9 protein-coding genes are annotated in these 17,370 nt (G+C 33.8%); 4 read left to right on the top strand and 5 right to left on the bottom strand.

The features are described 5' to 3' along the window. Positions 1-151: 151 nt before the first annotated feature. From DOS84_RS16410 to DOS84_RS16430, 5 genes are all read right to left on the bottom strand, one after another. Entirely contained in the window at positions 152-1,990 is a 1,839-nt protein-coding gene (locus tag DOS84_RS16410; protein ID WP_111411190.1) for a glycoside hydrolase family 13 protein, read from the bottom strand. Positions 1,991-2,053: 63 nt separating this feature from the next. Next, entirely contained in the window at positions 2,054-4,348 is a 2,295-nt protein-coding gene (locus tag DOS84_RS16415; protein ID WP_111411191.1) for a glycoside hydrolase family 65 protein, read from the bottom strand. An 86-nt stretch (positions 4,349-4,434) separates the two neighbouring features. Further along, on the bottom strand, positions 4,435-5,094 hold the full coding sequence (gene pgmB / locus DOS84_RS16420) for a beta-phosphoglucomutase (RefSeq protein WP_111411192.1): 660 nt from the start codon (positions 5,092-5,094) through the stop codon (positions 4,435-4,437). A gap of 15 nt (positions 5,095-5,109) precedes the next feature. Further along, positions 5,110-6,444: an MFS transporter gene (locus DOS84_RS16425; protein ID WP_207802071.1), complete on the bottom strand. Its 1,335-nt coding sequence runs from the start codon at positions 6,442-6,444 to the stop codon at positions 5,110-5,112. Positions 6,445-7,188: 744 nt separating this feature from the next. Further along, complete coding sequence (locus DOS84_RS16430; protein ID WP_111411194.1) at positions 7,189-8,211, bottom strand: LacI family DNA-binding transcriptional regulator; 1,023 nt, start codon at positions 8,209-8,211, stop codon at positions 7,189-7,191. Between the two features lie 242 nt (positions 8,212-8,453). Here DOS84_RS16430 and DOS84_RS16435 point away from each other — a divergent pair, with 242 nt between their 5' ends. The 4 genes from DOS84_RS16435 (at position 8,454) to DOS84_RS16450 (ending at position 16,941) form a co-directional block, all read left to right on the top strand. After that, complete coding sequence (locus DOS84_RS16435) at positions 8,454-11,516, top strand: SusC/RagA family TonB-linked outer membrane protein (protein ID WP_111411195.1); 3,063 nt, start codon at positions 8,454-8,456, stop codon at positions 11,514-11,516. Positions 11,517-11,533: 17 nt separating this feature from the next. Further along, the gene (locus tag DOS84_RS16440) at positions 11,534-13,087 is read left to right on the top strand and encodes a RagB/SusD family nutrient uptake outer membrane protein (RefSeq protein ID WP_111411196.1); all 1,554 of its coding nucleotides are present in this window, start codon (positions 11,534-11,536) and stop codon (positions 13,085-13,087) included. A gap of 17 nt (positions 13,088-13,104) precedes the next feature. Further along, the gene (locus tag DOS84_RS16445; protein WP_111411197.1) at positions 13,105-13,854 is read left to right on the top strand and encodes a SusE domain-containing protein; all 750 of its coding nucleotides are present in this window, start codon (positions 13,105-13,107) and stop codon (positions 13,852-13,854) included. A 195-nt stretch (positions 13,855-14,049) separates the two neighbouring features. Further along, complete coding sequence (locus DOS84_RS16450) at positions 14,050-16,941, top strand: alpha-amylase family glycosyl hydrolase (RefSeq protein ID WP_111411198.1); 2,892 nt, start codon at positions 14,050-14,052, stop codon at positions 16,939-16,941. Positions 16,942-17,370: the final 429 nt, after the last annotated feature.

Here is a 17,370-nt window from a genome sequence, read left to right on the forward strand (position 1 = left end):
TTTTTGAACCATTTAAGGCATATAAGTTCATTTAAGGCCTCCGTTTTATTCAGATTGAAGCGAAAAATTTGACTCACTTTTGCATTTTCAGAATTTCTTTCAATACATATTCTTAAATGAACTTACATTACTTATATGTTTAAATTTTATTTTACTTCAATTCTAAAAGCAAAACCGATTTTCCTTCGATAGTAATATCATTTTTCAAATCATTAGTTTTTCCAGAAAGGACATCGTTTCCTGTTTTATAATTCAAAATACTTTCCTGAAAACGATTGGTTGGAAACGTTTTAGATTCTTTATTATTATTAATGACCACCATTACTGATTTCGAATCGGTATATCTAAAATAGACATACACATTGTTCTCAGGAATATAATGTTTCATTTTTCCAAAATGTACGGCATCATTGGTTTTTCTCCAGTTGAATAATTGAGCTGAAAAATCAAAAAATTGTTGTTGTTCAGCAGTTCTTCCTGTCTTTGCAAAAGCATTATTACTGTCGCCAGCCCAACCCCCTGGAAAATCCTGTCTAATTGCAGCATCACCATCTTTGTCTTTACTTCCTGCCATTCCAATTTCGGATCCATAATAAACTTGGGGAATTCCGCGAACGGTTGCCAACAAAGTCATAGCCATTTTATATTTCGAAAAATCCTTTTGGTAAATTTCATTGAATCGGTTGGTGTCATGATTTTCAACAAAAGTCATAATACTATTGATATTCGGATATAAAAAGTCATTGGTAAAATTCTCATAAACATTTACCATTCCTTCATTCCACTTGCCATTATCTTCATTGAATACTTTAGCTAGAGTTTCTGTCAATGTAAAATCCATAACAGATGGCAAATACGAATTATAATTTTCTATAGCCGCTATTTTACTGTCTTTTTGCCAATACGCCATTTGTGCCTGATCGTGCATCCAAACTTCACCAACGATATTAAAATTTGGATATTCATCGGTTATTGCTTTTGTCCATTCGGCAATACCTTTTTTGTCGCAGTAGGAATAGGTATCCACACGGAAACCATCTAAATTGGCATATTCAATCCACCAAATGGCGTTTTGTTTCAAATAGGTATTCACCAATGGATTCGACTGATTCAAATCCGGCATCGATTTTACAAACCAACCGTCCATACACATTTTGGCATCAATTTGGGACGCATTTGGATCAAACTGTGTTGTCATTCTGTAATTCGTTTGTGCATAACCTGGAAATTGATGAATCCATTCATACGTTGGCAAGTCCTTCATCATCCAGTGTTCAGCTCCCCAATGGTTTGTCACATAATCCATAATGAGTTTCATATCGCGTTTGTGTAATTCGGACGAAAGTTGCACATACTCTTCATTGGTTCCAAAGCGGGGATCTATTTTATAAACGTCAGATTGTCCGTAAGTGTGATATGAATAGGCTTTATCGTTGTCTTCGCAAAGAGGAGTTGGCCAAAGTGCCGTGGCGCCCAATTCCTTGATATAATCCAAGTACTGAATCATTCCGGCAATATCTCCACCGTGTCTTCCGCCTGGAAGTGTTCTGTTTCCTTTTTCAAAAACCGATTTATCACTGTCATTTTTAGGGTTTCCATTAGCAAAACGATCGGACATCACCAGATAAATCAAATCGGAAGCATCGTAACTTTTTCTGGAAGCTGAATTTTCCCTTCTCTGTTTTAAACTGTATTTTTTGGTAAAAGCAACTTTTTTGTTTTTAGAAAATGAAAAAACAAAATCTTGTGCCTTTACATCTTTAGTGTCAATGGTAACAAAAAGGTAATTCGGGTTTTCTGTTTTTTTAACATCTTTGATCACGATATTATTGGATACTGTCACTTCATTTTCAGCAATATTTTTACCGTAAAACATAATCTGCAATTCCGGATTGTGCATTCCTGCATACCAAAAAGGTGGTTCAACTCTATCAATTTGTGCAAAAATTGATGTAGAGATAAAAAATAATAAGATGATTATTTTCTTCATTTCGTCTATAATTTTAAAACCCTTTCGAAGTAAAACTTTGAAAGGGTTTGATATTGATTGATTTTAGTTTTTTGGCTGAACCAAAACTGGTGTGCCGTTTACATAAACAGTTAACTCTTTGTTACCTTCTAATGATAATTTGGTTTCCTTATGGTCTACCGCAATTTTTAAAATCTGATTTCTAAAATTGATTTTAAAGGAATAGCCACCCCATTCTTTTGGAATTTTTGGAGAGAAATGCAATGCATCATTTTTCACTCTCATTCCCCCGAATCCTTCAACAATACTCATCCAAGTCCCAGCCATCGATGTGATGTGGCAACCTTCCTCAACCTCTTTGTTGTAATCGTCAAGATCCAAACGAGACGTTCTTAAATAAAAGGCATACGCCATATCCATTTTGTCTAACAAAGCAGCTTGAATCGAGTGTACACAAGGAGAAAGTGAACTTTCGTGGACCGTAAATGATTCATAGAAATCAAAATTACGTTCCAATTCATCTTTAGAAAAATGATCTTCAAAGAAATAGAAACACTGCAAAACGTCCGCTTGTTTAATATAAGGTGAACGCAATACTCTGTCCCAAGACCATTTTTGATTGATTGGTCTTTGTGAACGGTCCAAATCTTTAACAGGAACTAACTCTTTGTCCAAGAAACCATCTTGCTGCAAGTAAATTCCCATCTCTTCTGATTTTGGAAAGTACATATTACCTGCCACTTTATTCCATTCCTGCAACTCCGTTTCGGATAATTTCACTTTTTCCATAATACGTTTATGGTCTGAAGGATATTCTAATGAAACTTTTTGAATTTGCTCATAAGCATAATCAATACACCATTTTGCAATATAATTGGTATAAAAATTATTGTTAATGTTGTTTTCGTATTCATTTGGCCCGGTTACCCCCAAAATCATATATTGATTTTTGTTTTTGGAGAACGAAGCTCTTTGGTGCCAAAAACGAGCAATCCCGATTAATACTTCCAATCCTTTTTCAGGAATGTAAGAGTAATCACCTGTAAAACGGTGATAATTGTAAATTGCAAAAGCAATTGCTCCATTTCTGTGGATTTCTTCATGCGTGATTTCCCATTCGTTATGACATTCCTCACCATTCATGGTAACCATTGGGTACAAAGCTGCCCCATTTTTGAAACCTAAGTTTACTTCAGCGTTTTCAATGGCTTTGTCCAATTGATTGTAACGGTAGGTCAATAAATTACGGGCTACTTGCTGGTCTTTTGTAGCCATATAAAATGGAATACAATATGCCTCGGTATCCCAATAAGTAGATCCACCATATTTTTCTCCGGTAAAACCTTTTGGTCCAATATTCAAACGAGAATCTTTTCCTAAGTAGGTTTGATTCAATTGAAAAATATTGAACCGAATTCCTTGTTGTGCTTTTACATCTCCATCAATAGTGATGTCCGACATTTCCCAAATTTTTGCCCAAGCATCAATTTGATCTTGCAATAATTGATTGTATCCTTTTGCCAAAGCTTTTTGGATAACATTTTCAGCCGCCGAAATCGTGTCTGTATGATTTAACGAAACCGTGTAACCTCCTATTTTTTGAATTCCTGATTTTTCTCCCTTGGCTACAATAACATCATAGTAAAATAAAATTTTATCAGCAATTGTATCTACAGAAGTTGGTGATAGATTTTGTTTTTCTCCTTTTGCATAAATCGTGTTTTGCATAAAGGTAGTTACTTTAAAATGCGTTTTGAAGGTTTGAGCCGTAACAAAAGCTTCATTCCCTGATTTTTTAACATCCAATGGTTCCCAAAATTTTTCTTCCCAGTTGGCATCCTCATTCGTTACACCTGCATCTATGTAAGGCTTGTAAATGATTTTGGCATCTTTGTTCAAAGGCGTAATTTCATAATTAATCACCCCAACTTCATCTAAATCTAGAGAAAGAAAACGACGGATTTCAACCTCTACCTCAGTTCCGTTTTTCAAAGTGGCTTGAAAAGAACGATGGTACCAACCCTCTTTCATGTTCAATTCACGTCGGAAGTTTTTAACTTCAATACAGGTATTCAAGTCAAAATCTTCTCCATTGATTTCAATATTAATTCCGATCCAATTTGGTGCATTCAAAACTTTGGCGAAATATTTAGGATATCCATTTTTCCACCAACCCACTTTGGTTTTGTCTGGATAATAAATTCCTGCAATATAGCTTCCCTGAAAAGTTTCTCCCGAATAATTCTCTTCGAAATTAGCTCTTTGGCCCATAGCACCATTTCCGATACTAAAGAGACTTTCAGATGATTTTACACTCTCTCTATCAAATCCTTCTTCAATGATAGACCAATTATCTGGTTTTATATAATCTTGATTCATTTTCTGTTTAAATTTAAGGGTAAGGTTTGAAGTTTAAGAATAAAACACCTCTTTGCTTCATTCCTCTTTAACCTTATTTTTTTGTTTTAGTTGTTTATTAATAATTCCAAAAATGTGGTGCTTATTTGAGTAAAATCTTTGAAGATATATTCTGCTTCATGCAGTGTTTCTTCTTCACCAATACCAATACTTATCATTTTGGCAATGTTGGCAGCTTGAACTCCAGCAACTGAATCTTCAAAAACAATTGCATCTTCATTGTTCACATTTAATAATCGTGCAGCATGAAGAAAAACTTCAGGATCTGGCTTAGCGTTTACAACATCATTTCCATCAACAATCACGTCAAAAAAAGCGAGGGTACCCGTTTTTTCAAGAATAGGCTTAGCATTCTTACTCGCTGAACCCAAAGCAATAGGCTGATTGTGTTCTTTTAAAAATTTTAAAACTTTCATGACACCAGGCAAAATCTCAGTCTCATTCATATCTACTAAATACGAAAGATAATCTTCATTTTTTTGGAGTAACCATTTGTCTTTATCCTCTTGGGATGCTTCAACTTTTCCTAATTCTAAAATTATATCTAAGGAACGAACACGGCTCACACCTTTTAACAATTCATTATGCTCTAGTGTGAATTCAATTCCTAATCCATTCGCAATTTTTTTCCATGCTAAAAAATGATATTTGGCTGTATCTACAATGACACCATCTAAATCAAAAATAAATCCTTTTCTCTTTTCCATTATACTACTTCTTTATTATTTAATCGTTGCCACTTTTTCTTTTACAAAAAATACAGCAGTTCCTGCAATCAACATAGATGCTCCAGCAATTACAATAATTGCCATTGGATTACCTCCAAAAAGAGCAATCAAAGTACTCCCTAATACACCTGCTGCAATTTGAGGTATTGTTATTGTTGCATTAAAAAGTCCCATATACACTCCCATTTTATCTGCTGGCAATGAGCCTGATAACATTGCATAAGGCATCGCCAAAATAGCGGCCCAAGCCAATCCTACCCCAGAAATAGAAAGCAACAGCATGTTTTTGTCCTCTACTAAAAACATAGAGATCAATCCTAATCCTCCTAATACAAGTGAAAAACTGTAGGTTTTTTTTCTTCCAATTGATTTTGCAATCGAAGGAATCAGCAAGGAAAACACCGCTGCTACTCCACTATAGAAAGCAAACATTACTCCAGTCCAATCCCCAGCTTCGTTGAAACCAACTGATTTTGCATCCAGAGCAATACCATGCCCCCAAACTTGATTCGCGATTGCTCTTGTGGTGTAAACCCACATTAAAAACAAAGCAAACCAAGAGAAAAATTGAACAATTCCCAATTGCCAAAAGATTTTTGGTGCATTTCCGATTAAAGTAAAAATGCTTGTTTTTTCACTCTTTTCGGGAGCATTCAAGTCAATTTTATTATATTCAGCATGCTCTTTTGGGGCATATTCTTTGGTTCTTAAGACAGTCCAAAGCACTGTTCCTAATAATATGGTACCTCCAATATAAAAAGACCAGATTACTGATTCGGCTACTTTTTCACCGGCTGCAGGCACATTAGACATCCCTATTTTAACTAAAATCCAAGGCAATAATGATCCGAAAACTGCTCCAAAATTGATTAAAGCACTTTGAAGTGAATATCCAAGATTGCGTTGCTCATCATTTACCATATCTCCCACAAGAGCTCTAAATGGTTGCATGGTAACATTAAATGATGTATCCATTAACAACAACATTACAGCTCCAAAAACCAATGGTGGCAATAGATATGTGAAGTACTCTGCATTTGGCATAAAGAACATTGCCATTGCAGAAACAATCGCACCAAAAAATATAAAAGGAATACGTCTTCCTAATTTGGTCCAAGTTTTATCACTCGAAAGGCCAATAATGGGCTGGACAATCAAACCTGCCAAAGGTGCTGCCAGCCAAAAATAACCTATACTATGAACATCGGCACCTAATGCTTCTAATATTCTACTTGTGTTTCCATTTTGCAAAGAATAGCCTATCTGAACCCCTAAGAATCCAAAACTTAAATTCCATATCTGCCAAAAACTTAATTTCGGTTTTTCCATTATTAAAAATTTACTTATTTACTTGATAAACAAACTGTTTACTCTATAGTTTTTTTGATTATATCAACAAAAATTGATAATGAAAATTTACAAATAATACAAAATGAAGTTTGGCTCAAATTATTGCTATCAAAACTGACTCCCAAATTGAAACAAATCTGTTTATTATTTTTAATAATTAACATCTAGTATTAAATTCAAAAATGACTGAAAATAGTCGTTTCTGAATTTAATTGTTTCTCTAAAAAATTGCTTTGATAATAACATGGAATACTTAAAGAGATTTATCCTTAATAGATAAACTTTCTTAAAATTCATTAACCATACACTTGTAAAAATTCATTAAATCACAATACAATTTATGAATTTCTTTTTTTAAGATTTCATCATATTGGGACAAATAAAACACGACCAAATTATCGCTATAAAAAAACTCATCTTATTTTCGAAGTAAAAGAAAAGCTATAAACGGGGAGTAAATATATAAAAATCTTTTTTATATATATTCAATAAAACCTAAAAATAATCATTTTTTTTAACTACAAGGTTGTAGTAATTAATAAAATACGTATTTTTTTTGCAAATTATTTTAGAATTGACAAAACAAAAAAATCGAACAGAGTTGAATCCATTCGATTTAAATTCTTGTATTCGATCGCAAAAGCAAATGATTAAATACTGATTTATTTTAAAGTTATTAAAAGGATAAGTAATTAAAAACAATACTTTCGGTTTTCTAAAAAATCAACCTGTAGATTCTCTTTCTACCAAATAAGTTTCAATCACCTCAGTTATGTAATTCTCTGATTCATTTTCATCTTCAGATTCCAATCGGTCGATAATAATTTTGGCGGCACGATTTCCCATTTTTATACCGCTTTGACTCACTGTCGTAATGGTTGGAGTTGAATATTTGGAAATCATACCGTCCGTAAAAGCAATTACTGCAAGGTCCTTTGGCACATTCAATCCAATTTTATTAGCAGTTTTGATACAGGTTACGGCAAAAATTTCATTTACAGCAAAAACAGCATCAATAGCCTCATCTTCCAGTAATTTACCAATAATGATTTCGCAAGTATCAATATCTTCAATTTTAATGATTAAGCTTTCATCAAACGGCAAATTATTATCCAATAACGCTTTAACATATCCGTCAGTTCTCAATTTTCCGACACTTACATAATCAACGGTAGTAACCAGTGCAATTTTTTTTCGTCCTTTATCAATCAAACTTTGTACTGCTTCATAGGCAGCTTGTTTGTCATCAATAATTACTTTATCGCACAATACTTCATTGGTAACCCTATCAAACATTACTACAGGCATCCCTTGATTTATTACTTCAGTAATATGGTGAAAATCTCCTTTAAATTGAGTCTCTTTAGACAATGACATAATGAAACCATCAATACTTCCATTAGCCAAAAGCTCCATATTCAATACTTCTTTATCAAAAGAATCATCGGACAAACAGATAACTACGCTGTATCCATTTTCATTAGCTATTTGCTCAATACCATTAATAACTGTGGAAAAAAAATGGTGTACAATTTCCGGGATTATGATACCGATTGTTTTGGTTTTTCGGTTTTTAAGGCTAAGGGCAATATTATTGGGTTTATAATGGTAAAATTTAGCAAATGCTTGAACTTTTAATCTAGTTTCTTCACCTATTTCTGGGCTATTTCTAAGAGATTTTGAAACAGTAGAAATTGAAACATCCAATTCTTTAGCAATTTGCTTTAGAGTTATTTTTTTCTTCATAAATGTGGCATTACTATATTGTACTAATCATTTCTTAATAAAGGTAACATAATTTTTTATTTATTGTAAATATTCGCATAAAAATAAATATAAAAAGCAAAGTTTTCAACACTATCACGTTTTCGTAGAGTAGTATGATTTCCGTCATGTCGGGCGTGTTAATTAATTCTTAATTTTGAAATTCGAAGTAAAAAAACTTAAACAAAACTTAACCAAAAAAACAATTAATTTAAACAAAAAGTATGAAAACAATTTATAGAAAGTTGTTATTTTTATTACTCCTACTTCCGTTTTGTGCAATGGCCCAGAACAAAGTTGAGGGAACGGTGGTTGATAATATATCAGGCCAACCCATGCCGGGAGTAAATGTAAAAATAGAAGGAAGTGCCACAGGTGCTTCAACAGGTTTTGACGGTAAATTTCAATTGACCAATGTAAAACCTACAGATGTGCTAAGCATATCTTATGTAGGGTACTCTACTAGGACTGTTGTTGTTGGATCTCAAACCTCATTAACAATTAAACTTCAAGAAGATTCTAATCAATTAAAAGAGGTTGTTGTACAAGTAGGATACGGTTCCGTTAAGAAAAAAGATGCTACCGGTGCCGTTACTGTATTGTCCGCAAAAGATTTTAACAAAGGACCAATTGCTTCAGCGGATCAATTATTAGTTGGTAGAGCTCCTGGAGTTAGAATAACTTCTGACGGAGGTCAACCGGATTCTAATCCCAATATTAGAATTAGAGGAGGGGCTTCATTATCAGGAAGCAATAACCCATTAATAATTGTAGATGGTGTTCCATTGGATAATGTAAACCCTGCTGGTGTTTCAAATCCATTGACTTTAATTAATCCAAACGATATCGATTCCTTTACTATTTTAAAGGATGCATCTGCTACAGCAATCTATGGATCTAGAGCTTCTAATGGTGTTATAATCATAACTACTAAAAAAGGATCTTCTGGGAAACCTCAATTTAACTTCTCATCAAATGTATCTATTGGGAAGGTTAATAATCCCGTTGATATGTTAAGTGGTAAAGAATTTACTTCGTTCATTCAAAAATACCACCCTGGGTATACCAATCTTTTAGGTGTAAGTGATGGTTCTGGAACTTCAGATGATTTATCAACACCTCAAATTGAAGGTAGAATTTTATCAGATACTAATTGGCAAGATTTAATATATAGAGAATCTTTCTCAACGGACAATTCATTTAGTGCGAGAGCTAATTTATTCGGCCAAATTCCTTTTAGAGCTTCTGTTGGATACACTAAAAATGAAGGTGTAGTAAAAACAAATGATTTAGATAGATATACTGCATCTGTTAAATTTTCTCCAGTATTATTAGAAAATCATCTAAAAATTGACATCAATGCAAAAGGTATATCATCTAAGAAAAATGCAATTGATGAAGGAGGGGTAATTGGTGGGGCTTTAGGAATGGACCCAACTAAACCAGCATATGACAATTCAGCAAGCAATATATTTGGAGGATATTACCAATCTTTAAATGCGAATAATTCTATAAACGGACAATCAAATCCGTTGGCGTTATTAAATCAAAGAACTCGTCCTGAAGAAGTGCAAAAAGTTTTAGCAAACATTCAATTAGACTATAAAATGCCATTTTTAGAAGAATTAAGAGCAGTAACTAATTTTGGTATTGAATCTTCAAAATCTAAAATTGAAGAAATATATTCTGATAATTCATTAGCAACTTATCAAATAGACAACTCTGCAGGAACAACTCCTCCTACATATGTGTTTAATCCAGGATTAAATTATGCAGAAAATCAAACAATCAACAACCAGACATTTGATGCTTATTTACAGTACACTAAAGAATTGACAGGTTTTGTATCTAAATTTGATGCCCAAGCTGGTTATAACTATCAAAACTTTAAAGTGGATGGCAACAAAGAAATCTACAGATATAATACAAGTACTGGTATAAGAGAACAAACTCCTAATCCATCAAATCCTAATAACCGATACTTCAACGAAAGAAACTTGCAATCATTTTTCGGAAGAGCAAACGTTGATTTATTAAGCAAGTATCTATTTACATTTACTTTAAGAGCGGATGGATCTTCTTTATTTGAAGAAAGTAAAAGATGGGGCTATTTCCCTGCAGTAGGTTTTGCTTGGAAAGTTAAAGACGAATCATTCCTAAAAGATTCAGATACATTTAGCGACTTAAAACTTAGATTAGGATATGGTATTACTGGACAACAAGATATTAGTGGTGTATCTAATTCTTATCCATATATTCCTCTTTTTGCTCCAACAAGTGTTTCTAGTACTTATATTCCTGGTGTAAATGGATATTATGCCCTTCCTTACAACCCAGATTTAACATGGGAGAAAACTACAACTTACAATATTGGAGTAGATTTTAGCTTATTTGCAAACAATATAGTATCTGGTAGTTTCGATGCTTACCAACGTTATACTACCGATTTACTTTCTATGGTATCTGCTGCGCCTGGTCAAGCATTGACAAATGAATTTGTTTCGAATGTTGGAGAGATGGAAAACAAAGGTATGGAAGCTAGTTTAAACGTTAAAGTTGTAAGCACTGAAGATTTCAATTTGGCGATTAATGGAAACATGGCTTTTAATCTTGGTGAAATTACAGATCTAAACAATAGAACTACAAATGTTGATAATAATTCTGGAATTCCAGTAGGAACAGGGCAAAAAATCGCTTACAATACGGTAGGAGAGCAGCCTTATTCAGCGTGGGTTTTTGAACAAATTTATGATTCAAATTTAAAGCCTATCGAAAATGCCTTTGTTGACAAAAATGGAGATGGTCAAATTACTGACCTAGATCGTCACTATGTAGCATTAAGACCAAATTGGACATACGGCTTTGGACTAACAGCTTCTTATAAACAATTCGATTTATCTACCACATTCAATGGTCAAATCGGAGGAAAAGTCTACAATGCCAGAAAATTGCAATCCGGATTTATTGACCATGCGCTTCCTGCAAATTCAAATGCATTAACCAATATGTTGGATACTGAATACGTATTTCAAACTATTAATGGTAACGTGCCATTTTCAGACTACTATTTAGAAGACGCAAGTTTCCTACGTTGTCAAAATGTAACAATTGGTTATAAAATGGACAATGTAATCAAAGGAGCATCTTTAAGACTATATACATCTGTTAACAACCTATTTCTTGCAACTGACTACTCTGGTACAGACCCAGAAAATTTCAATGCAATTGACAATAATTTCTATCCTAGACCAAGAGTGTTTAGTTTTGGTATGAATCTAGATTTTTAATACAAAAAAGAAAGAAAATGAATAAATTTAAAATTATAGGAGCTGCTGTTATGCTAATCTTTTTCGCTTCATGCGTTGATGATTTGAATACTGAGCCAAAAGTAGAACTAACACTAGATAAATTATTGGAACAAGATCCTCAAGCTGTTGAGGGATTGGTTTCTAAAATTTACGGAACATTTGCGCTTTCTGGACCTGATGGACCAGGGTCTACGGATGTTGTTACAAAAGATGCTGGTGAAGCGGCATTCTTGAGAGGAATCATTAACCTTGAAGATTTTTCTGCAGACGCGGTAAAAAACCGCTGGGGAGATGATGGTCTAGACCAACTTACCACAACTAGTGGATGGAACCCAAATAATAAATTCTTTAGATACTTGTTCGACAGGGCTTATTATACAATTCCTCAAAGTAATAACTTAATAAAAATTTTAAAAGAAACTAAAACTGAAATTCCAGACAGAGAAAATCATATTGCGGAATTACGTTTTCTAAGATGTTTGGCTTATTATTATGTTATTGATTGTTTTGGAAAAGGACCTCTTGTAACTGAAGATGATATCAATACAACAACTCCTAAAAAAGAATCAACAAGAAAAGAATTGTTTGATTTTGTTGAAAAAGATTTGTTGGAAGCAGAGCAAACTATTACTGCTACAAAATCATATGGTAAAGCAAACAAAGCAGCGGTTCAAATGTTACTTGCAAAACTATACCTCAATGCAGAAGTTTTCACAGGAACTGCAAGATACAATGACGCTCTTACTTATGTAAATAAAGTATTATCAGATAGTCAATATTCATTAGCTCCAAATTATGTAAGTGTATTTTCTGGAGATAATAATACTAGTCCTGAAATTATCTACACTTTAATTGCTGATGCTGTCGTGAGTCAAAGCTATGGAAATACAACATACATTGTTAATGGAAGTTTAAGTACCGAGACCCTAGATCCAAATTTATTTGGTGCAAAAGATGGTTGGGGTGGACATAGAGCTACGAAAGCTTGGTATGGTTTGTTCAATGGTGGAGATTTAGCAGCCTCAAATGATGTAAGAGCCAAATTATTCTGGACTTCTGGTCATTCTTATGAAATGAATAATTACAAAACTTGGACAGATGGATTTCCAAGTGTTAAGTTTAGAAATTCTAATTATAGTGGAACAAGTAGTTCTACAAGTTTCTCAAATACAGATTTTCCATTATTTAGATTGGCTGATGCTTATTTAATGTATGCAGAATGTGTGTTAAGAGGTGCGACAGGTGGAAATATAGGTCAAGCCTTAACTTATGTAAATGCAGTAATCACAAGATCCCAAGGTGATGCGATTTTAGCTTCTCAACTAAACTTGAATTTTATCATTGATGAAAGAGCAAGAGAATTAAATTTTGAAGGACAAAGAAGAACGGATTTAATTCGTTTTGGAAAATTTACCGGAGGTTCTTATTTATGGCCTTGGAAAGGTGGGGTCAAAAACGGTATTTCAATTCCTGACACATACAAATTATACCCAATTCCTACAACTGCCTTACAATCAAATCCTAATTTAACTCAAAACCCAGGTTACTAATTTTAAACTAAAAAACAATGAAAAATATATTCAAACAAAGTGCAATAGCAATGCTTTTTATGACAGTTGTGTCTTGTGTGCCAACTGAAGATAGTGATTTAACCGTAATGGTACCATCTGAAACTCCTGAATTACTTGCTCCTGTTGATGGTTCAGTTTTTATTCTAGACAAATCTAAACCAGAAAACCAGGCAGCTACAATTGTTTGGGATTATGCTAAATACGAAGGGACTCAAACAGTAATTAACTATGAAGTTGAAATGGCAAAAGCCGGTACTGATTTTAAAGTAATCAATGTTATTTCAAAAACTACTGAACGTATTGTAGCTCTAACTGTTGCTCAATTAAATCAGGCTGCTTTAGATTCAGGATTAAAACCTAATGTAGAGAACGAAGCGGAAATCCGTATCAAATCAGTTATTGGTACGAGTGGAATTCCTCAATACTCTAATGTGATTAAAATAAAAGTTACTCCTTACCCAGCATGGGATGATTGGGGAATCATCGGTAGTGCTACTCCAGGCGGATGGGATGCTGACACAGATTTAGATTATGATTTAGCGACTAAAAAATACACATATAACGGTGCATTAGCCGTTGGTGAGTACAAATTCAGAAAAGACAATGGCTGGGATGTTAACTACGGTGATGATGGTAACGACCTAACCCTAGAACCTGGTGGGGCAAATATTCCTATCACTACTGCAGGAAACTATACAATTGTTATTGATTTTACAGCTAAAACATACACTATTACTAAAAACTAATTTTAGTTTCATTTCAAAAAGGGCTATCTTTAATCGATAGCCCTTTTTTTTTACAAGAAAAATAAACTTTTTAAAAACCTCGTTAAAAAGTTTTAAACACTACAACGTTGTCGTTACTCTTTAAGAGTATCCAATTTTATTTAACAACCTAATAACCTTATCTTTAAATAATATAAATTGACTTAATTTAAAACCATGAAAAAAATTTTACTTTTATTATTCCTCTTTATGTCATTGGGAAGTTTTGCTCAGATACAAACAGCAACCTATTCCATTAGTCCTACTAATTTTGAGGAAACAACTTCTATCACAATTACCATAAATGGTAGCAGCATCAATGAAAGCACTTGGGGTGTAACAGGTAATGCACTCTATTTATGGGCATGGGCTTTCGGGCTTGATGATACCACAAATAACGGAACTCCTCTTAATGGTACATGGGAAGCCTCAGATGAAGCAAGTAAATTTACCTACAATTCAGGAAGCGACACTTATACTAAGACATTTGTTCCAACCACATATTATAACACTACCAATATTGGTAAAATTGGTTTTTTGATTAAAGCAAAAAATGGAACAGGAGACAAAAAATCTCAAGATATATTTGCAGAAGTTGGTGCATTTCAAGTTACCCTCACATCACCTTCCCAAAATAGCACCACTATTTTAACTTCTGGCGGAAGTCTTTCAATTGCAGCGACTAATACCAATGGTGCTGCGAGTTACAATTTAAAATCAAATGGAGTTAGTATCAATGCTAATGTGAGTACTTCAAGTTATTCATTCACCCACACCAACATTACTGACAATCAAAACTACGAATTGGAAGTAACTCAAGGCGCAACTACGATAATTAAAAAATTTAGCGTAGTTATAAATCCAAATACAGTTTCGGAAACCATTCCTGCGGGTATGGTCGACGGAATCAATTACAATCCAACTGATGCCACCAAAGCGACTTTAGTTTTAGACGCACCTTTAAAAGATTTTGTTTATGTAGCAGGAAGTTTTAACAATTGGCAACCTGGCACATCCTATACTATGAAAAAAGATGCAACGGCTGGTTCCACAAAATTTTGGATAGAATTGACAGGATTAGTATCAGGAACAAATTATACATATCAATATTGGGTTGGAGAGACAACTCCAATAGCAAATTCACCGGCACTTGTAAAAGCAGCCGATCCTTATTCAACTTTAGTGCTGTCGCCTAATGAAGATCTAGGAATTCCTGCAACGACTTATCCTAATATGCCAGTTTATCCTGCAGGCCAAGATAAGGAAGTAACGGTATTACAAACTGGGCAAACTCCTTATGCTTGGAGTACAGCAACAACCAATTTTGTAAAACCAGAAAAAGATAAACTCGTAGTTTACGAACTCTTGGTAAGGGATTTTGATGCCAACAGAAATTACCAAGATATAATCAATCGTATTGATTATTTTAAAAATTTAAAAATCAATGCTATTGAATTACTGCCAGTAATGGAATTTGAAGGCAATGAAAGTTGGGGGTATAATACATCCTTTCACATGGCATTAGATAAATTTTACGGTCCTTCAACAAAACTTAAAGAGTTAATTGATCTATGCCACCAAAACGGTATTGCAGTTATTCTGGATGTAGCCCTAAATCATGCTTTCGGAAGAAATCCAATGATTCGTATGTGGATGAATGATCCTGATGGTGATGGATATGGTTCTCCAACAAGCGAAAATCCTTATTTCAATACCGTTGCTAAACATGCTTATAGTGTAGGAGAGGATTTTAATCATTCATCAACTTATACTAAAAATTATGTAAAAAGAGTTGTCAAACAATGGATTGAAGAGTATAAAATTGATGGTTTCCGTTGGGATTTAACCAAAGGATTTACACAAAACTGTACTGCTAGCGACGAGACTTGTACAGGACAATACCAACAGGACAGGGTTGATATTTTAAAAGAATATGCTGATGCTTCTTGGGCATTAGACCCAACTCATTATACTATTTTTGAACACTTAGGTAACGATAACGAAGAAAAAGAATGGGCTAATTACAGATTTGCTGAAACACCAAGTAAAGGAGTAATGATGTGGGGGAATTTTAACAACAATTACAACCAATTATCAATGGGTTATAATTCAAATAATGATATTTCAAGAATGTATGGACCAAAGCACAGTGGTTTTCTAGGAAATAGAGTTATGGGTTATGCTGAAAGTCATGATGAAGAGCGATTAATGTATAAAAATTTACAAAACGGAAACAGTACAAACTCTTCCCATAATGTAAAAAATCTTAACGTGGCTTTATCAAGAATGTCAGCAATAGGAGCCGTTTCCTTATTAATTCCTGGTCCAAAAATGATATGGCACTTTGGTGAATTAGGATGGGATTCTTCTATTTATACTTGCAACGACGGAACTGTAAATACTTCTTCTGATGCTACTTCTGGAGATTGTAAATTAGACAAAAAACCACAACCTCAATGGGCTAATAATTGGTTGGGAGACAACGTAAGAAATAAAATTTATTATGACTGGGCAAGAATGATTGGTTTAAAGACGACCGAAACTGTATTTTCCGGAACAGCAACTATTGCATCAGGATCCACTCTGACCCCAAACATTAAAATCACAAATAGTAGCTTGCCCAATACTGCTCTTAAAGATGTGCTTATCATTGCCAATTTTGACGTAAACGCACAAAATGTAGCTACTGGTTTCCAATATACTGGATCATGGTACAATTTAATGGATAATACTCCATACGCAGTAACCGATGCTAATGCGACTATCACATTGCAACCCGGTGAGTTTAGAATTTACGGAAATAAAGCAACCACTTTGGCGACTACAGATTTTGAAGTTTTAAAAGATATCTATATTTATCCAAATCCGGCTTCTAGTTATTTTACATTAAATACTGCTACTGCGAAAGTTCAAATTTATTCTGTAAGAGGTCAATTAGTCAAAACTTTCAACAAAAGCCAATCCAAAGATCATCAATATAGCGTAAGTGATCTAGATAGCGGAATGTATTTTGTTAAGGTCTACAACGAAGAAAATCAAATAAAAGTCATGAAGTTTATCAAACAATAAATTAAAATGAAAATTATTTTTGATTAGCTTATTTTAAATCAGCCACCGAATTAAGTTTTGGTGGCTTTTTTATTAAACCGAATTTATAAAATTTAAAAGTATTTATGGCATGTCCCTACGGGTCGGGCTGTCCATTGTATCTTTTGCTTTCCTGAAAAAGGAAAGCAAAAGGATGCCATTCCCATCCCTCATGCAAAGACGTTTTCAGAACGGTTTTTGTTCTTATAAATTAAATCTAGTTTCCCTGCAAACAAAAAAAAGCCCCAAACAGGAGCTGTTTTTTTGTTTCGAAGTAAGCACTGTTTTTTTTATAAAATAACCTAATTAATTCACCGCGGCCACATTTTGGTTTTTCATTTTCAGATCCCCTTTGTACACTTCGGCCACTGATTTTCTCGATAGCGTAGAAACCTCATTGCTGATCACAAT

Source organism: Flavobacterium aquariorum, from assembly GCF_003254745.1.
Taxonomy (GTDB): Bacteria; Bacteroidota; Bacteroidia; order Flavobacteriales; family Flavobacteriaceae; genus Flavobacterium; species Flavobacterium aquariorum.